We start from the raw sequence: 16,802 nt of genomic DNA, 5'->3' as shown, positions 1-16,802 counted from the left end.
TTTATTCGTAGTAAGCTGCTTCAGCTGCTTACTACAAACCTTTAATTATTCATGCTTACTTACTTAGACAAAACCCAATCGCGTAAAAGTTGATTTACTCTATCGGGTATTTCATCGTGAGGACAATGACCTGCTGTTAAGAAATGCTCTGTCAATCCAGGACAATATTGACGAAACTTTGGAGAACGTTCTCTAGTATTCATCCAAGGATCGGCTTCTCCCCACAACATCAATAAAGGACAAGTTAATTGCTTTAGTAGCACATCAACTTTTTCCCCTTGAGGACTGCTAAAAACTGAAACAAACACATCCAACGCACCCGGATCAGAAGCAGGACGAGAAATTTCTTCTACTAATTGGTCTGTAATTGCACTTTTATCAAGATATACCTTTTCTAAAGTTTGGCGAATTACCCAACGTTGTCGCACGTATTGAAATAACAGAAACTGAGCTAAAGGTTGTTGAAACATCCATTTAACTGAGTCACCCAGAAGTTTCTCTAAAGAAGAGGGTTTTTTGGGTGGCTGGATTTCGCTTTGCAAAGCTTCAGGTTCAGATGTCGGCTGGCTTTCGCTAAAAGGCCCGGCACTATTGAGCAACACTAATCCAGCCGCACTGTCAGGACGTTGGGCTGCAACACATAAGCAAGCATAACCACCAAGAGAATTACCGGCTAATACTGCTTTTTGACCAATCACTTCGCTGATAAAATCATGGAGTTGGTCGCGCCACAAGTCGCCACTATACTGCAATTTTGGTTTTGCCGATCGCCCAAATCCCAAAAGGTCGATCGCAAATACTTCAAAATCTTGACACAATCCTGTGATATTCTTGCGCCAGTGGTCTGTAGAAGCACCAAATCCATGTACCAAAAGCAAAGGCGGACGTTGGGTTTGTTTCTCTCCCGCACGCACATAGTAAACGTTGTGCCCGCGCCACTGCCAATATTTGCCAGGAATTGGAGTTGTAGAGGAGGCTGTAGTTACCTGCATGATTTAAAGAAATGTTAAGTAGCTTTTAATAATTGTAAACTAGGCGAGGGGATTGGGGCAGGGGAGCAGGGGAGCAGGGGAGCAAGGGAGCAGGGGAGCAAGGGAGCAGGGGAGCAAGGGAGCAGGGGAGCAGGGGGGATAAATGACTAATGACAAATGACAAATGACAAATGACAAATGACTAATGACTAATGACAAAAAAAATTACAGGCAAAACTAAACTACTAGGAGTCATTGGACATCCGGTGGAACATTCGCTGTCGCCAGTGATGCATAATGCTGCGTTAGCGCAGCTCGTCGTTGGCGAAGCCTCTCGTAGAGAAGACATCGCACAATTAGGATTAGATTACATTTATCTACCTTTTCCGATTGAACCACAAAATTTAGAGGTGGCGATCGCAGGTTTTGCTGCTGTTGGGGTTGTCGGCTTTAGTGTGACAATACCTCACAAACAGGCAATCATCCCTTTACTCTCAGAAATTACACCCCTGGCTCAAACTATTGGAGCCGTGAATACTGTTAGCCGCCAAAATCACAAATGGGTAGGCACAAATACAGATATAGAAGGATTTATCGCCCCTTTGAAGACAACATATAAACAAGATTGGAGTCAGAAAGTAGCGGTAATTTTAGGCAATGGTGGTGCAGCCAGAGCAGTTGTAGCAGGTTGTATTCAGCTAGGTTTTGCCCAAATTCATGTTGTTGGGCGCAATATGCAGAGATTAGAAGAATTCCGCAATAGTTGGAGCAATTCATCTCTAGCTGATAAATTCCAGGTTCATCAATGGGAAGAATTACCAAAGCTCATTCCCCAGGCAAATCTGCTGGTAAATACAACTCCGATTGGGATGTATCCCAAAGTCGATGAATCGCCTTTGAGTGTAGAAGAAATCGCAAATTTACCAACGGGTGCGATCGCTTACGATTTAATATATATTCCTAAACCAACGCAATTTCTCCAGCAGGCTGAAAAACAAGGTGCAATTGCGATCGATGGATTAGAAATGCTAGTCCAACAAGGGGTAGCAGCATTAAAAATCTGGTTGCATCTGGAAACTTTGCCTGTAGAAGTGATGCGCCAAGCGTTACAAAATCACCTGGGTTTGGTGGAGTGATGAAACTTAATTACCCCCCTTAATCCCCCCTTGCAAAGGCAGAAAATAGGATCTCCGGTTCCCTCCCCTTTGCAAGGGGAGGGTTAGGGTGGGGTAAAATTCAGCGTAAACTCAACCATTAACTAGATTCTCTACAGTATCGGCATCGTTCGGCAATGCGGCGGTTAAGACTTCGCTACCTTCTGTAGTAACTAAAACATCATCTTCAATGCGAATTCCGCGGACATCGGCAAATTCAGATAAACGCTGCCAATTCACCACATTCTGATATTTGGAACGAACATTAACATCATTTAAAATTGCTGGTACTTGATAAAAACCAGGCTCAATTGTGACTAACATTCCTGGACGCAGGGGACGATTTAAACGGAGATAGCTTAAGCCAAAGCGATCGCTCCTTGAACGTCCCTCTTCATACCCGGCTAAATCGCCCAAATCTTCCATATCATGGACATCTAAACCCAGTAGATGACCGATACCATGAGGGAAAAACAGCGCATGAGCATCGATTTCTACTAAATCTTGGGGATTTCCTTGTAAAATACCTAACTCTACTAAACCTTCAGCGATCGCTGTAGCCGCTAGCAGATGAATATCCCCATACTCTACACCAGGCTGGATTTTGGCAATGCAAGCATCATGGGCTGCCAAAACGACATTATAAATATCTCTTTGGGTAGATGAAAACTTCCCTGAAACTGGCCACGTGCGAGTTACATCACCTGCCCAACCAGTCTCAGTTTCAGCGCCAACATCGGCAAGCAGTAAATCACCTGGTTGCAAACTATGGTGATAATGCTCGTTATGCAAAACTTCACCGCGAACGGTGACAATACTGTTGTAAGAGGTAGTCATATTGTGGGCAATAATCACCCCTTCCATCGCTGCCCGAACTTCTGCTTCTAGTTTGGCTTGGGGTGTTGCTGCCATCCCCGCTTTGTGAGCTTTGACAGTGAGTGCCGCAGCTTTTCGCAACTCGGTTAATGCCGCATCATCGTGGGTGAGGCGGAGTGAAACGATCGCCTTTGCTAACTCCAAGTCAATTCCTTGGGGAGGACTTTGTGGTAAAACCCATCTATTTAATAGCTGTGATTGCTGCGTCCAAGTAGCTGCATCTTGAACGGCAAGTGTCGCGGCATTTTCTAGCCAAGACTCTAATTCTGCCATTGGCCCTGCCACATCCGCCCCAATCTTCTCGGCTATTTCTTCGCGCGTTGGCATTTCTCCATGCCAAAGGGCGCTACTGGGTGACGGCTCGTCGATGAATAGTTCTAGTTTTCCCGCTTCTAGACGAATTGCCGCCTTTGGTAATGGCAGTCCAGCGAAATAAAGGAAATGACTGTTAGCACGAAATGGAAAGGAATTTGCCGGAAAGTTGCGCGGATTATTGCTACCTGACCACAGAATTGCCGGAAAATCAATCAGCTTGGCTAGTTGTTGCCGTCGGTGGCGTAAAGTATCGCCGAGGGAAGTAGAAGTTTGTTGGATAAGCATAAATGTAAGGTGATAATTTTACCTTTATTTAGTCGTTATCGTCTTTATCGTCATCTTTTTTATCATTTTTGCGATCGCCATCTTTGCGATCGTCATCTTTGTGGTCGTCATCTTTGTTGTTCTGGTTAGGTTGTAACTCTGGTTTTTGTTGCTCAATTGGTGCAAGTGGCTGCGGGGCTTCAACAACACAACTAACTAATCCTCCAGAAATTAGCGCTAAGTTGATAGCAGCAAAGATGCTTCTGAAGATTTTTATCCTCACGTTTTCGGTTTGCTTTAACATTGACTCTAGTTTTTGGAGATTGTATTCCTAATTTCTAAGGTACTGTATATAGTGGTTCTCATTAAACAAGTAGGGGCACGCCGCGCTCTTACACCTTGCTACTGATAAATATATTGCTGTCTAACTTTCAAGGTGAGTCTATCTAATGGGACAAATCATTACTCAGGTTGATGCTTTTACCAATACACCTTTCGCAGGTAATCCTGCTGCTGTCTGTGTTTTGCCTACTCCTCAAAACGAGCGCTGGATGCAAAACTTGGCGCAGGAGATGAATTTATCTGAGACGGCTTTTCTAGTCAGACAAGATGATGGCTTTAATCTGCGTTGGTTTACGCCCACGGTGGAAGTGCCGCTTTGCGGTCACGCAACTTTAGCTAGTGCCCATGTACTTTGGTCAGAGGGACATTTGTCACCCGATGAAGTTGCACGTTTTTATACCAAAAGTGGAGTGCTGATTGCGAAGTTGCAAGGTGAGTGGATTGAGTTAGATTTCCCAGTAAATTACTCACAAGCAACAGTCGCTCCTCCAGAACTCAAGCAAGCTTTGGGTGTACCCTACAAATCTGTCTTGCAGAATTCACTAGGTTATCTAGTGGAATTGGAATCTGAAGAATTGGTGCGGCAAATACAGCCTAATTTTCAACTACTCAAAACCTTACCGATTTCTGATGTCATTGTCACCAGCCTCACTGACTCTGATTCTGAATATGATTTCGTCTCTCGCTTCTTTGCACCGGGATTAGGTATTAATGAAGACCCAGTTACAGGAGCAGCTCATTGCTGTCTCGCTTGGTTCTGGCGCGATCGCTTGCACAAAAATGAGTTTTTGGCTTATCAAGCATCTAGTCGCGGTGGCGTGGTGAAGGTGTATTATGACGGTGGCGATCGCGTCTTACTCGCCGGACAAGCGGTAACTGTGCTGCGAGGCGAGTTAATTACTGCATAAACCTCATATTACAAATCAATAACATCCGGCAAAAACTCACCATCAAGAATTTGGGCAATGGAATAAGGACATTCCACTGGAAACGTATTTATTGGTAGTTCGGTTTCATTATTAGCAGCTTTCAATCCCCGATGATAGCACTGGGCTAAAACTTCTTCTGGATAAGACTTGAGGCTGGGACTCTCTTGCAGTAAATCTGCAATTTTGTGGCGCTGCTCATCAATAGTATTCCGCCAAGAGCCACTCCGCAAACTAGATTGATATTGCCACTTGAGCAAATGCTGTAATAATACTTCCAAGCGGCTTTTCAACTCTCGTCGTTCTGACCGTCCCAAGCTTTCAATCTCCTCAATCACAGCATCCCAGTCTACTTGTCCAAATTGTCCAGCACGAATGAGTTGTACAGTTTTTTCTGTCCATGCTGCAAAGTCTGTTTCATACAACTGGGCTGCGCTTTTTGGAATCTGGGTCATGAGCTTGCTGGAATTCTACCGTATACTACCTAAATTGGAGATACTTTACGCCCATTTTAACGTCAAGGAAGCTTTTGCAAGTGAGGTGAAAAAATGGCAGCCGAGTACGATCGCATCGCTCTCCAGTTTCAAAAACTTAACAAATTGCCTTATCGCTTGTATGGCGAGGCATATACATACTTAAATTTAATCGGAGATGTTGCCGGGAAATCAATCCTCGATCTAGCTTGTGGAGAAGGATTTTTCACGCGATTGCTCAAAATGAATGGCGCTGCACGTTTGGTTGGTGTGGATATTTCCTCAGAAATGATAAAGTTGGCAAGACTTGAAGAAGCCTCTGTGCCACTTGAAATTGAATATATCATTGGTGATGTCATGGAAATTGGTTCTATTGGCAGCTTCGATCTTGTGGTAGCCTCCTACTTGCTCAATTACGCTTCAACTAAAGAGCAACTACTCAAAATGTGTCAGGCCATAGCAATTCATCTTAAACTTGGTGGTCGATTCGTCAGTTTGAATAATAATTTAGAACTGCTTCCAGAGTTTTATGATAAACATCAGAAATATGGCATTGTTAGGAGATGTGCCCAGTCGCTCAAGGAAGGTACGCCCATAACCTTAACCTTAACATTGAGCATTCCTGATGACGGTGAGTCTATCAATATTGATAACTACTACCTCAGCAAAGCGACTTATGAATGGGCTTTGATGAGTGCTGGTTTTAAAGAGATCCACTGGCATCATCCAATAGTCTCTCCCAAAGGCATACAGAAATTTGGCTCCGAGTTTTGGCAGGATTACATTGACTATCCCGATACGATCGGCATTACCTGCCTAAAATAGCTGTCAATGCGGTTGGTTATATCATGTCTGCCAAATTACCCATAACCCATAATAAAAGAACCCCACCCCCAACCCCTCCCCGCAAGCGGCTATCCATTACCCGGATCTTTCTTAACATTTGCGAGAGTATTGACTCAGGTTTTTATAACCCTGATTCGTTCGTTGTTCATTCTCAATAAAAACGCAGTTTTAGCGAGAAGATTAAAAGCGAATTTGTCAAGTATACCTAAATTCTCAATGTCTAAGAAGGTTATAGAACATGGGTTTCAAGATTGTAAAGAAAGATGTGGGTAAAGCATAGCCGCAAGCGGGGAGGGGAGCTAAAGCAGAGCTTTTGCGGGGTGGGGTTCCGGTTATTATGGTCAATTACCCGGACATCATATTAGGGGCTGTTAGGGGTTTTGCAAGATATCTAATGTTTGTCAGTCGATGCAATGGCATTGTCAGTCGATGCAATCGCATTGTTAGGCGATGCAATTGCATTGTCAGTCGAAACAATCGCATTGTTAGGCGATGCAATCGCATTGTTAGTCGATGCAATGGCATTGTCAGTCGATGCAATCGCATTGCAGAAGGTTGGCTTAAAATTGCAGATCAATACAAACACTAAACCGCAAGAGCGTACTTTTAAAGGAGAAGCAACTGTCACAATATTTAAACAAGCCTATATTTTAATTTCAACAATGTCTGCTAAACACAAAGATAGTAGAACTACTATCCAATCTCGTGATTGGCCAATTGAGGAATTACCTGGATTGAGCCATGAGGAACAATCTCAACTCCAAAATTGTGGGATTACTAGCACAGTAACCTTAGTCAAACAAGGGAAAACTCTAGAGTCAAGACTAGCGTTAGCAAATAAACTACAGATTCATCTTCAGTATGTAAATAAATGGATGGCTTTAGCTGACTTGGCACGTATTCCCAGTGTGGGGACACAATATTGTGGTTTATTGCTTCATGCAGGTATTGGTTCTGTAGTGCAGTTAGCTCAAACTCCCACTCACAGATTGCACCAACAAATTATGCGCTTGCAAGTAGCAACAATGCAACGCCGAGATTTGTGTCCAGCAATTGAGCTAGTACAACAGTGGAGTCAGCAAGCTAAAGCAATCATCAGTTAGGAGTTGGGAGTTAGGAGTTAGGAGTTAAAACTCATAATCCATAACTCCTAACTCATAACTCCTCACTCTTTAACCAAGACACCATTAAGAAAGATATCAGCGAGTCCTTCGGCCATTTCCTGCATTTGTTGGGGAGAAGCGTCAGGTTCGATGATGGTGTTGTTAGAGAAACCTGCGATCGCAAACATTCCTAAGAAAACTTTTGCAACTAGCTTCGCATCTCCTTGACGATAAATACCTTTATCCATCGCTGTTTGAAAGAATGCTTCGCCGACATCAGTCATTTTGGTAATCACTTCTAATTGAATGCGATCGCGCAAATCGGGGTGAAATTGTACCTCCATAAAACAAACACGCATCAAATCGGCATTTTTTTGGAAATTCCACATCCGACGGCGCATCACCTGAGCGACGGCTTTATAGCTGCCCATTTCACTTAGTTCTGTGAGCAAATCTGTAAGAATCTCTACCCAGCCACTCGTGGCTACTTCGACCAAAATTGCTTTTTTATTCGGAAAATGACGAAATAGAGTGCCTTCAGCTACACTTGCCGCTTGTGCTAAGTCACGGGTGGTAGTACCGTCAAATCCCTTAGAAGCAAACAACCGTTGTGCTGCCTCTAAAATCCGGGTGCGCGTCTGAGCCTCTGAAGGTGGGGAAGAATTAAAAACTCGCATAAAAGTTATGGTTAGATATCCGTAACAAGACTTGTAGCATTATTGTCTAACGTCAAGTGCAAAGAGCCACTGAAAACTTAATACAAGATTAACGCTCTTTTGCTAAGTATCCTGTTATTTAGGTAATGTAACTTTATCTTACTTCTCGCTTATGAACCAGAGCACTCGGTCAATTTTGGATTTTAGATTGGGGATTTTGAATTGCTCAGATCGCGTATCTGTCATATTACGGCGGTTATTTGTCACTTTCTTGACTTTAATTATCTTCTCGTGGGGATTGCTGCCAGAAGTCGCTCTAGCTCAAACTCAGACAGCACCTCCTCCTCAAGAAACCAAAACTCAAACCCCGCCAGTTCAAAGTTCCATCCAACCTTATCTAGATCGAGTTATTAAGCAATTAACGGAGTTTCGCCTCGACAATGGTTTGAAATTCATTGTCTTGGAACGACATCAAGCGCCCGTGGTTTCTTTTCTTACTTATGCGAATGTGGGTGGTGTGGATGAGCCAGATGGCAAAACTGGTGTAGCTCACTTTCTCGAACATTTGGCGTTCAAAGGCACAAGGCGCATTGGTACACAAGACTACAAAAAAGAAAAACCGCTACTAGATACCTTAGAGCAGTTGAATGCTCAAATTAAAACCGCGAAAGCCGATGGCAGAAAAGCTGAGGTTCTTCGGTTACAAACTGAGTTTGAGCAAGTGGAATCGCAAGCAGCCAAGCTTGTCAAGCAAAACGAATTGGGGCAAATTGTCGAACAAGCGGGAGGTGTGGGTTTAAATGCCAATACTTCAACCGAAGCTACCCGTTATTTGTACAGCTTTCCTGCCAATAAGCTAGAACTTTGGATGTCGTTGGAGTCGGAGCGATTTCTCGATCCGGTAATTCGTCGTGAGTTTTATAAAGAGAAAGATGTAATTTTAGAAGAACGACGGATGCGGGTAGAGAATTCACCCATTGGACAGATGGTGGAAAAGTTTATCGATACTGCTTACAAAGCCCATCCCTACAGGCGTCCGGTAATTGGTTATGACCAAGATATCCGCAATCTGACACCAGAAGATGTCCAAAAGTTTTTTGATACTCACTACGTACCAAGTAATTTAGCGATCGCTATTGTCGGAGATGTCAATCCTACTCAGGTGAAAAAACTGGCGCAAACTTATTTTGGCCGCTTTCAAGCCAAAACCAAAGCTGTTGAACAAATCCCAGTAGAACCGCCACAACAACAAACACGGGAAGTTACTTTACAGCTACCTTCTCAACCCTGGTATTTAGAAGGTTATCATCGTCCGGCAATTACTCATCCAGATAATGCCGTCTATGAAATCATTGGCAGTTTATTAAGTGATGGACGCACGTCGCGGCTATATAAGTCTTTGGTAGAAAAGCAGCGGTTGGCGCTAAATGCTCAAGGTTACAGTGGATTTCCTGGAGATAAGTATCCAAACCTGATCTTTTTCTATGCTCTCACATCTCCTGGTCATACAGTTGATGAGTTGGCGGTGGCTTTGCGTCAAGAAATTGACAAATTAAAAACTGAGCCTGTAGCGGCAGCTGATTTACAACGAGTGAAAACTCAAGCACGGGCAGGTTTGTTACGTACTCTCGATTCCAATATGGGCATGGCTCAACAATTGTTGGAATATGAGGTGAAAACTGGCTCTTGGCGCAATTTGTTTAAGCAGTTGGATGATATTTCGGCGGTGACGACGGCTGATATTCAACGGGTGGCAAAGGAGACTTTTACGCCGAAAAATCGCACGATTGGGAAGCTGTTGTCGAAAGAAGCTTAAGAGAAACGAACCGCATACCCCTTCGGGGAAGCAAGCTACGCGTAGCGTCTCGCAGAGAAGGCGCAAAGGGCACAAAGGAAGAGAGATATGCAGAGGTTTAAGGTGAAGAGTAAAAGGCAGATAGCGTTGAAAATTCAAAATAGGAAGGGGCTGATTTATGCTTTGGTTGCTGTTTTTGCGTGCTTACTTTTAACTTGTAATTTTTCTCTGGCGGCGACGGCTGAGGCGAAGCATTACACAGAATTGCAGCTACCACCGCTACCTGAGATTAAGTTACCCAAGTATGAGCGGTTTGTGCTTCAAAACGGCTTGGTTGTCTATTTGATGGAAGATCGCGAGTTACCGTTGGTGAATGGTACAGCGTTTGTACGGACAGGGAATCGCTTGGAACCAATGGAGAAAGTTGGGTTGGCTGGTTTTACAGGCGGGGTAATGCGAACTGGAGGAACTAAAAACCATTCAGCAGATGAACTCAACGAAATATTGGAACAACGGGCAGCATCTGTAGAAGTTGGTATTAGTGAAGCTTCTGGTAGTGCTAGCTTTGACGCCCTCAGTGAAGATTTAGAAACAGTGTTTGGGCTGTTTGCTGAGGTGCTGCGATCGCCTGTATTTGCTCAAGAAAAGCTAGACTTGGCGAAAACTCAAGCCAAGGGTGGCATTGCCCGTCGTAATGACAATCCAGACGGGATTGCTAGTCGAGAATTTAAGAAATTGATCTATGGCAAAGATAGCCCTTATGCTCGCACAATCGAGTATGCAACGGTGGATAAGGTTGAGCGTGAGGATTTGCTCAAGTTTTATCAGCAATATTTCCACCCCAATAATATGATTTTGGGGATTGTGGGCGATTTTGATAGTAAGAAAATGCGATCGCTCATTCAAGCTAAGTTTGGCGATTGGCAGCGTAACCCAGGTATTGCTAAACCCACATTACCAAAGGTTTTGCCAGCTAATACAGGTGGAGTATTTTTTGTCAATCAGCCCCAACTAACGCAAAGTAGTGTGCTTATCGGGCATTTAGGCGGACGTTTCGACAGTCCCGATTATGCCGCGCTGGATGTATTAAATGGAGTGTTAAATGGATTTGGTGGACGCTTATTTAATGAATTGCGATCGCGTCAAGGTTTAGCTTACTCTGTATACGGCCAGTGGAGTCCCCGCTACGATTATCCTGGCATATTTATCGCTGGTGGACAAACGCGATCGGATGCTACCGTCCAGTTTGTCAAAGCCTTACAAGCTGAAATCAAGCGCGCCCAAACCCAAAGAGTGACTGCAAAAGAACTGGCTTATGCCAAAGAGTCTACACTCAATTCCTTTGTATTCAACTTTGAAGATCCCAGCCAAACCTTATCACGGTTGATGCGATACGAATATTTCGGCTATCCTGCTGATTTTCTCTTTCGCTATCAAAAAGCCGTCGCCGCCACCACAGCAGCCGATGTCCAACGGGTAGCACGAGAATACCTCAAACCAGAAAAGATTGTGACTCTAGTAGTGGGGAATCAAACTGCTATTCAACCGCCATTGACACAGTTAGCTAAACAGGTGACACCAATAGATGTAACGATTCCTGGTTCGCAGCCACAGGCGAAGAATTAATAGCGTAGATGGGTAGATATTAAGTATCCAAATAAAATCGCAAGGTTCAGATCCCCGACTGTCTAAGAAATCGGGGATCTTGTTGTTCAAATAATTTTCTCCATTATCGGGAAATGACTAAGGACAAATTGGAGTAACAAGTAGAAACTAAATCAGGAACCAAAACCTCTGGGAACTCCAGAGGTTTTTCTCTACTCTATTCATTTTTATAGAAGCGATCGCTCCCAGAACCAGCACAAAATTCAACGGCAATGGTTGAAATCCCACTAGGGTTGTGCGCCTTTAGCGATCGTCAGATGCGTACTCTCTTGCTTGAACAAGATGCTTAGACGTTTGCGGTTAAAGTCATAAGGCACTTCATCTAGCTTTTGATAGCCAGAAATATCGAAGGTTTTGTATTCACAAATCGCTGCATCGATGGTTAACGCTAACGATCGCAGGTAGTAGTTCACATCAGATTTAAAGAGTTTCTACTTCCTGCCTCCTGCCTCAAAACCCGTCACTTTGTACCTCATGCAAAAGAAAACTACTGTAACTGATAACGTTTATCTGTCAAGTGTTCGGGAGAAAAATACGATAAGATTCGCTGTCTACCAGAATTCTGAAACCCAGCCACATCAGAACGAAGGGAAAAATCTTGCTAGCATAACGGCTCAGTATCAAAGCGATACCAGGTAGACGAGTCAGATTATAGGACATAAACAGCCAGCAAAAAACAATGAAATAGCAAACTGGTACGATTACAGTGAGATTTGGGATTGAGCTAGTGGCAAATAGGGGAATATAGATGCCAAGATTGTTGCCGCCGTTGGCAATTGTCACCGAGGAAACGCGATAGGTCTGAGGATCGCGGATTACGTCCCAGAGCGATCGCTTTCTGGAATCAAATCCATGAAATTTAGAGTTTCTTTTCAGATTGGCTGATTTATCTTCAACTGAATCATCCTTATTCAGGTTGAGCAAATTATTCAAGCCAATGAGTATTGGCAGAATCCCCAGTAGACCAGTCCAAGTTGACGGAATTGCTAGACCCAGTAAGAACCCAAGTAAACTTACTATCATTAATACTGTGAACCCTAGAATCTCACCAACTACAACATGTTGAGGACGAAAAGTCCGATTAACCTCGCTGAAAAAGGCAGTCAGATAAATATTGTCATCAAATGTTGTTGCCACAGCCGCAGCTAGCCCAATCTTAATTGTTGCAATTAACCAATCCATCACCATTCCTCACTCAACACCTATCTGATGACCAAAACTAGCGATCGCTCAACGTTTGTAGAAAATCCGCATAATATCGATATGATAATGTGAGTATCGCATATTGGGTGTAACGAGGGAGCAAGTTTGGTAGTTTATATATATCAAGTGGTGCTTTGAATTTATCCCCCATCTCCAATTCATCCGGCAATTTCCATCACCTAATTTATCAAAGGAGTTATTATGATTAGCCGTTTGATTGACCTTATGCCTAGATGCACAGGTCAAAATATCTTACGGTCACTCAGATCGGCCACTCGTAGATCGCCTACCTACAGGTTTGCAGTTCGATTTTCCATCGGACTTGTCTTAATTTTGGTCTTACCTCTAGTTTTTGACGGTCATGCTGTTGCTGCTGCTGAATCTGGTAATCAGTTCCAACTATCCAAAAGCTCCATAATCCAGTTACTGGAAACTGTGGGACTGTTTATGGGGGGGATAATTTTCTGTGTAATTTTGGATCGCTGGTTTTCTCAGCGTTCTGCTCAATCTAGCAACACGCCCTTAGCAGAGCAAGCGCGGCGGCTCAAGCAACTCAAAATTGGATATCCAGAGGGGATGACAAATCTGGAAGTTCTCCAGACTCAAGGCTTGCTAGAAACGCGTTTGCGACCTTATGGGCTGATTGTCACCTGGACAAGCTTTTTATCAGCCTCTTCTCTGATAGAAGCACTTAGCAACGGGACGATTGACTTCTGCGGCGGTGGGGGTACGGCAAGCATCTTCTCTCAAGCAGCGGATCATGTATTTGTGCGAGTGGCTAAAGAAAAATATACCGCTCCCAAAGGTCAAGCGATTCTGGTACCGGAAGATTCGCCGATTCAGACACTAGCAGACCTGAAGGGCAAAAAGATCGCTTTTGACAAAGGCTCAAGCGCACATTATATACTTGTGCGATCGCTGGCAAAAGTCGGTCTAGATTTTAGCGACATCGAGCCGGTTTATCTGACACAACCGGAGGCGCTGCCCCAATTTTGCCGGGGTGAAATCGATGCTTGGGTGATTTGGGTTCCGTACACAGCTACTCTTGCCCGAAGCGCTTACCCAGGGCGATCGATTGCAGACTTAGAGAGCATATTTGGTGACAAAGCCTCTGTGGAAGTTCCCACTTATTACTACGCGATTCCAGAACTGGTACGCGACTATCCCGACTTGCTTAAGGTGATTTTAGAAGAGGTAAACGAAGCTGGAACTTGGGCTAAGAAACAGGAATTAGAAGCTGTTCAACGATTGACAAAACACCATGAAATCGATCCATCTATTCTAGAAATTTTACAGAAACATAGTGGCGAACGCGCCATCATTCCGATTGACGACCAATCGCTCGATGCTCTACAGCATCAAGCAAATATATTTAGAGATTTAAATCTGATTCCTGAGCGGGTGAATGTCAAAGATGGAACTTATAGTTTGCAGACCAAGCAAAACTGGACTTATTAAACCAATTTGCAATTAGCAATTTGCAATGGGCTACGCCCCGCTATTGGGAAAAAATACTTTTTGATGTTCGATCGGTCTGCCGATAGATTGCATCATCGATTGTGGCTCGGAAAAGCAATGAACACTAGTAGTAAAAATATCGTAAATAGTAGCCTTGCTTTTCGACTTAATCCCCGAAAAATCATATTATTATCAGCAAATAAAACTTGCTGATAATCTATAAATACACTGTTTTGAGTCTCTGCTGTAATCCAGGGCTATTTAATTCTGATATATAAGACAATACTTTACCTAGAACCTTGGTAGAGACGTAATAATGCTACGTCTCTATATTCTTTTTCACGCAATGTCTAATGAAAAACAGAAAATTCTGAGCGTCGGAAGTCGGCGCTCAGAATTTCAAAGACAAAACTGGCGTGGTGTAAACATGCACTGTTTATTTGCCTAACAGTTTAAAAACGATAGTTGCGATCGCGCACCCACATACTCAGTGGCACTGCCTTTCCTTGTGGATCTACTTTCGCCTTGACCACAATGGGTGGTACTTGCCCTCTGCGGGCGCGTTGGGCTTGTAAATCGTTCCGAATCTGCTGCCGTTGGTTTTCTGGGATGTAATATGTTTCCAAACCGTAGTTAACGGAACCATCCTGATAAACACCTTTTAAGGCTACTTGGTTAGCTCTTAGAGTTGTGGGGCGATCGCTACTTACTCGTAACGGTCTCCAAGCTCTCGGAACACCGCGACCAGTAGAGAATTGCTCTTGCAAAGTCACGTAAATATTGGTTCCTTCAGGCAATCTTCTGCCACTTCCACGACCTTTGCTGACTAATGTTTGCCAGCCAGGTAGTCTGCTCAAATTTGAGGTACGAGAGATGTTGTAATCTAACGCTAAGGTGTTACCTTCGATCGCATTGTTAGGGTCTACAGGTACGGTTTGCAAAATCACCGTCTTACCTGTTACGTCTGTATAAACTGCTTGGGCTGGTACTGCCATAATTAGCCCTGTTTGCAGTGCCAGGGGAGCTAGTAACCGCCAAAAAGGCAAGGGTTTATTCGATTTTTGTTCAGTAGCAATCAAGTAATCCCGAAAAGTCACCTTATTGGAAAATTCAGCTTCAGGAGACAAGGGTTTATTCTTAGATTCAGAAGAAGTATTAGTCATGAGCGTAGTCCTACAAAGCAGAGGTCTTGAGGAGGTTAAAAGTAACGAGATTAGGACTGACGCAGAGAAACTTTAAAAATTTTTGCCCTACTTTTTACTTGTAGAGCTACCACCGGGTAGGCGGCGTTCAAACCAGAGTCCAGCGCTAATTAAAGCAGAACCGCACAGGACATAGACTAGCGACTTAAAAAGTAAGTCGGTGTCGTACTCTTGCACGCGACTGATAATTTGCAGTGTTACTAACAGCATACCGCCCCAAAAGGAACTTCTGTTGCTTAATTTCAATCCTTCTTGAATTAGTCCCCAGGCTAATGTTGCAAGAAGTACATTGAAAATAAAAATGCCAAGTTCATCAATCCGGCTAATAGTTTGATGCCAAAAAGGTACTATTGCAATAAAGACAAGAAATGTACTAATGACAGCAGTTGTGAAAATCACTTCGCGACGCGGAGGGTTATTTCTTTGGCGCAGTAGAAACAACCATTGTAAAACCGCCAAGCCGCTGAGAATCCCCAAATCGATAATCGGCAGAGACTCGAATAAGTTTGTCAAATTCGTTGGCTGATTATAACTATAATCAGGAGATTCCCAGACCCAACGAAAAGACAAAACGTAAAAGACGATGCCGAAGCTTACCAGCGCTAAATTACGGGCTAGAGATTGAAACAATCTGTAATTTATGGTTGGAAAGAGTAAATCATCATAACTCCAGAATAATGCAGGTGGCAGTGCAAAAGCAAAAGATGCCACCCAAGGGGCTATATCAGCATAATTTAGCAGTGGCAGTGGATTAAGGTTAGCTTGTAAGGAACTAGCAAAAACAAAGGCTGCTAGACCAAAAATCCAACGGGATCGACAGAAGTAGGCTAAGGGTACAAATACCAGCCATGCCAACAAAGGCAGATGTTGTACTACTAGCCGCGACCAAGTTAACTCACCTGAAGCGTACCATAAGTCTTCTAGTCCAGTCCAGTAGCCGATTTCCACAAGGACGATTGATAGAATTCCTAAAGAATTTAAGGACAAACTGAAGGCCATGACCACAACACCGAATCCCCAAGCGAGAAACAGTTGAGAAGCTGAACCGATGATATTGAACATCTGGGCCATCAGCAGTAAATTTGCACCGAAGATGAAGGCGCTTAAAATTAGCAACCCTTCTCCTAGTAGGCGTTTGCTTCGTTCTGGCTTCTTTCCTTCAGGTGGCCTCCAGCTGTAAAATCCAGTGATGGCGATCGCAAAAAACAAACTCATCATCAGAATAAATTTGATTTCTCGCGATCCTCCCTGCCAGTTTCCTGATACAAAGGTAATTATGCCTAAGCATAAAAGTATGCTACCAATAGCGATCGCGATCGCTTTATTGCGATCGCGTGCAGCAGCTTCCAGGTTTTTAAATTGATAACGTTCTGCTATCTGCTCATACTGCGAAGAACTAATTAATCCTTCATCCCTCCATAATTGTGCTTGTTTGCGTAATTTGTCCTGAAAACTATCTAAAAACATGACCTTCTCCGGTGCAGTGGGGTAGCTTGGCCATTGCGTTCCCAATGGCGGTCATTATATTTTGAGTATGAAGCCAAAAGCCTTAA

The 16,802-nt window shown here is 43.6% G+C and carries 16 protein-coding genes; 7 read left to right on the top strand and 9 right to left on the bottom strand.

The window, feature by feature from the left end:
- Window positions 1-59: 59 nt before the first annotated feature.
- The gene (locus tag V7K84_RS16610) at window positions 60-992 is read right to left on the bottom strand and encodes an alpha/beta fold hydrolase (RefSeq protein ID WP_334839575.1); all 933 of its coding nucleotides are present in this window, start codon (window positions 990-992) and stop codon (window positions 60-62) included.
- 191 nt (window positions 993-1,183) lie between these two features.
- Between V7K84_RS16610 and V7K84_RS16605 the strand changes: the two genes are divergently transcribed.
- Complete coding sequence (locus tag V7K84_RS16605) at window positions 1,184-2,107, top strand: shikimate dehydrogenase (protein ID WP_334839574.1); 924 nt, start codon at window positions 1,184-1,186, stop codon at window positions 2,105-2,107.
- 111 nt (window positions 2,108-2,218) lie between these two features.
- Here the strand turns inward: V7K84_RS16605 and V7K84_RS16600 are convergent, their stop codons facing one another.
- Both V7K84_RS16600 and V7K84_RS16595 read right to left on the bottom strand, forming a co-directional pair.
- Complete coding sequence (locus V7K84_RS16600; RefSeq protein WP_334839573.1) at window positions 2,219-3,601, bottom strand: aminopeptidase P family protein; 1,383 nt, start codon at window positions 3,599-3,601, stop codon at window positions 2,219-2,221.
- A gap of 28 nt (window positions 3,602-3,629) precedes the next feature.
- Window positions 3,630-3,884, bottom strand: a complete 255-nt coding sequence (locus V7K84_RS16595; protein WP_334839570.1) for a hypothetical protein — start codon at window positions 3,882-3,884, stop codon at window positions 3,630-3,632.
- 145 nt (window positions 3,885-4,029) lie between these two features.
- On the opposite strand from V7K84_RS16595, the gene V7K84_RS16590 reads away from it, so the two are divergent.
- Window positions 4,030-4,830 (top strand): PhzF family phenazine biosynthesis protein, encoded by an 801-nt coding sequence (locus tag V7K84_RS16590; RefSeq protein ID WP_334839569.1) that lies wholly within the window; start codon window positions 4,030-4,032, stop codon window positions 4,828-4,830.
- Window positions 4,831-4,838: 8 nt separating this feature from the next.
- Here the strand turns inward: V7K84_RS16590 and V7K84_RS16585 are convergent, their stop codons facing one another.
- Entirely contained in the window at window positions 4,839-5,303 is a 465-nt protein-coding gene (locus tag V7K84_RS16585) for a DUF29 domain-containing protein (protein ID WP_334839568.1), read from the bottom strand.
- 93 nt (window positions 5,304-5,396) lie between these two features.
- Here V7K84_RS16585 and V7K84_RS16580 point away from each other — a divergent pair, with 93 nt between their 5' ends.
- Together V7K84_RS16580 and V7K84_RS16575 are read left to right on the top strand one after the other, a co-directional pair.
- The gene (locus V7K84_RS16580; RefSeq protein ID WP_334839567.1) at window positions 5,397-6,146 is read left to right on the top strand and encodes a class I SAM-dependent methyltransferase; all 750 of its coding nucleotides are present in this window, start codon (window positions 5,397-5,399) and stop codon (window positions 6,144-6,146) included.
- A gap of 683 nt (window positions 6,147-6,829) precedes the next feature.
- Window positions 6,830-7,270, top strand: a complete 441-nt coding sequence (locus tag V7K84_RS16575; protein WP_334839673.1) for a DUF4332 domain-containing protein — start codon at window positions 6,830-6,832, stop codon at window positions 7,268-7,270.
- Between the two features lie 62 nt (window positions 7,271-7,332).
- On the opposite strand, the gene V7K84_RS16570 is transcribed toward V7K84_RS16575, so the two are convergent.
- On the bottom strand, window positions 7,333-7,947 hold the full coding sequence (locus tag V7K84_RS16570; RefSeq protein WP_334720305.1) for a TetR/AcrR family transcriptional regulator: 615 nt from the start codon (window positions 7,945-7,947) through the stop codon (window positions 7,333-7,335).
- Window positions 7,948-8,098: 151 nt separating this feature from the next.
- Between V7K84_RS16570 and V7K84_RS16565 the strand changes: the two genes are divergently transcribed.
- Both V7K84_RS16565 and V7K84_RS16560 read left to right on the top strand, forming a co-directional pair.
- Window positions 8,099-9,742 (top strand): M16 family metallopeptidase, encoded by a 1,644-nt coding sequence (locus V7K84_RS16565; RefSeq protein WP_334839566.1) that lies wholly within the window; start codon window positions 8,099-8,101, stop codon window positions 9,740-9,742.
- A gap of 87 nt (window positions 9,743-9,829) precedes the next feature.
- Window positions 9,830-11,347: a M16 family metallopeptidase gene (locus V7K84_RS16560; protein ID WP_334839565.1), complete on the top strand. Its 1,518-nt coding sequence runs from the start codon at window positions 9,830-9,832 to the stop codon at window positions 11,345-11,347.
- Between the two features lie 266 nt (window positions 11,348-11,613).
- Here the strand turns inward: V7K84_RS16560 and V7K84_RS16555 are convergent, their stop codons facing one another.
- On the bottom strand, window positions 11,614-11,799 hold the full coding sequence (locus V7K84_RS16555) for a hypothetical protein (protein WP_334839564.1): 186 nt from the start codon (window positions 11,797-11,799) through the stop codon (window positions 11,614-11,616).
- 100 nt (window positions 11,800-11,899) lie between these two features.
- A complete protein-coding gene (locus V7K84_RS16550) occupies window positions 11,900-12,568 on the bottom strand; it encodes a cadmium resistance transporter (protein ID WP_334839562.1) in 669 nt (222 codons plus the stop codon).
- 222 nt (window positions 12,569-12,790) lie between these two features.
- Here V7K84_RS16550 and V7K84_RS16545 point away from each other — a divergent pair, with 222 nt between their 5' ends.
- Window positions 12,791-14,047, top strand: a complete 1,257-nt coding sequence (locus V7K84_RS16545) for an aliphatic sulfonate ABC transporter substrate-binding protein (RefSeq protein ID WP_334839561.1) — start codon at window positions 12,791-12,793, stop codon at window positions 14,045-14,047.
- A 452-nt stretch (window positions 14,048-14,499) separates the two neighbouring features.
- On the opposite strand, the gene V7K84_RS16540 is transcribed toward V7K84_RS16545, so the two are convergent.
- Together V7K84_RS16540 and V7K84_RS16535 are read right to left on the bottom strand one after the other, a co-directional pair.
- The gene (locus V7K84_RS16540) at window positions 14,500-15,210 is read right to left on the bottom strand and encodes a GDYXXLXY domain-containing protein (protein ID WP_334839560.1); all 711 of its coding nucleotides are present in this window, start codon (window positions 15,208-15,210) and stop codon (window positions 14,500-14,502) included.
- Window positions 15,211-15,297: 87 nt separating this feature from the next.
- The gene (locus V7K84_RS16535) at window positions 15,298-16,716 is read right to left on the bottom strand and encodes a DUF2157 domain-containing protein (RefSeq protein ID WP_334839558.1); all 1,419 of its coding nucleotides are present in this window, start codon (window positions 16,714-16,716) and stop codon (window positions 15,298-15,300) included.
- Between the last annotated feature and the right edge of the window lie 86 nt (window positions 16,717-16,802).

Origin of the sequence: Nostoc sp. (genome assembly GCF_036917315.1) — a bacterium.
In the GTDB taxonomy this organism is placed as follows: domain Bacteria; phylum Cyanobacteriota; class Cyanobacteriia; order Cyanobacteriales; family Nostocaceae; genus Nostoc.
This window is presented reverse-complemented; position numbering and strand designations above follow the sequence as displayed.

Excerpts from the sequence above, each read along its gene's own strand:
- V7K84_RS16550 (WP_334839562.1), bottom strand. The coding sequence starts at position 12,568 with ATGGATTGGTTAATTGCAACAATTAAGATTGGGCTAGCTGCGGCTGTG.
- V7K84_RS16610 (WP_334839575.1), bottom strand. The coding sequence starts at position 992 with ATGCAGGTAACTACAGCCTCCTCTACAACTCCAATTCCTGGCAAATAT.
- V7K84_RS16595 (WP_334839570.1), bottom strand. The coding sequence starts at position 3,884 with ATGTTAAAGCAAACCGAAAACGTGAGGATAAAAATCTTCAGAAGCATC.
- V7K84_RS16545 (WP_334839561.1), top strand. The coding sequence starts at position 12,791 with ATGATTAGCCGTTTGATTGACCTTATGCCTAGATGCACAGGTCAAAAT.
- V7K84_RS16565 (WP_334839566.1), top strand. The coding sequence starts at position 8,099 with ATGAACCAGAGCACTCGGTCAATTTTGGATTTTAGATTGGGGATTTTG.
- V7K84_RS16575 (WP_334839673.1), top strand. The coding sequence starts at position 6,830 with ATGTCTGCTAAACACAAAGATAGTAGAACTACTATCCAATCTCGTGAT.
- V7K84_RS16600 (WP_334839573.1), bottom strand. The coding sequence starts at position 3,601 with ATGCTTATCCAACAAACTTCTACTTCCCTCGGCGATACTTTACGCCAC.
- V7K84_RS16585 (WP_334839568.1), bottom strand. The coding sequence starts at position 5,303 with ATGACCCAGATTCCAAAAAGCGCAGCCCAGTTGTATGAAACAGACTTT.
- V7K84_RS16605 (WP_334839574.1), top strand. The coding sequence starts at position 1,184 with ATGACAAAAAAAATTACAGGCAAAACTAAACTACTAGGAGTCATTGGA.
- V7K84_RS16535 (WP_334839558.1), bottom strand. The coding sequence starts at position 16,716 with ATGTTTTTAGATAGTTTTCAGGACAAATTACGCAAACAAGCACAATTA.
- V7K84_RS16560 (WP_334839565.1), top strand. The coding sequence starts at position 9,830 with ATGCAGAGGTTTAAGGTGAAGAGTAAAAGGCAGATAGCGTTGAAAATT.
- V7K84_RS16590 (WP_334839569.1), top strand. The coding sequence starts at position 4,030 with ATGGGACAAATCATTACTCAGGTTGATGCTTTTACCAATACACCTTTC.
- V7K84_RS16540 (WP_334839560.1), bottom strand. The coding sequence starts at position 15,210 with ATGACTAATACTTCTTCTGAATCTAAGAATAAACCCTTGTCTCCTGAA.
- V7K84_RS16570 (WP_334720305.1), bottom strand. The coding sequence starts at position 7,947 with ATGCGAGTTTTTAATTCTTCCCCACCTTCAGAGGCTCAGACGCGCACC.
- V7K84_RS16580 (WP_334839567.1), top strand. The coding sequence starts at position 5,397 with ATGGCAGCCGAGTACGATCGCATCGCTCTCCAGTTTCAAAAACTTAAC.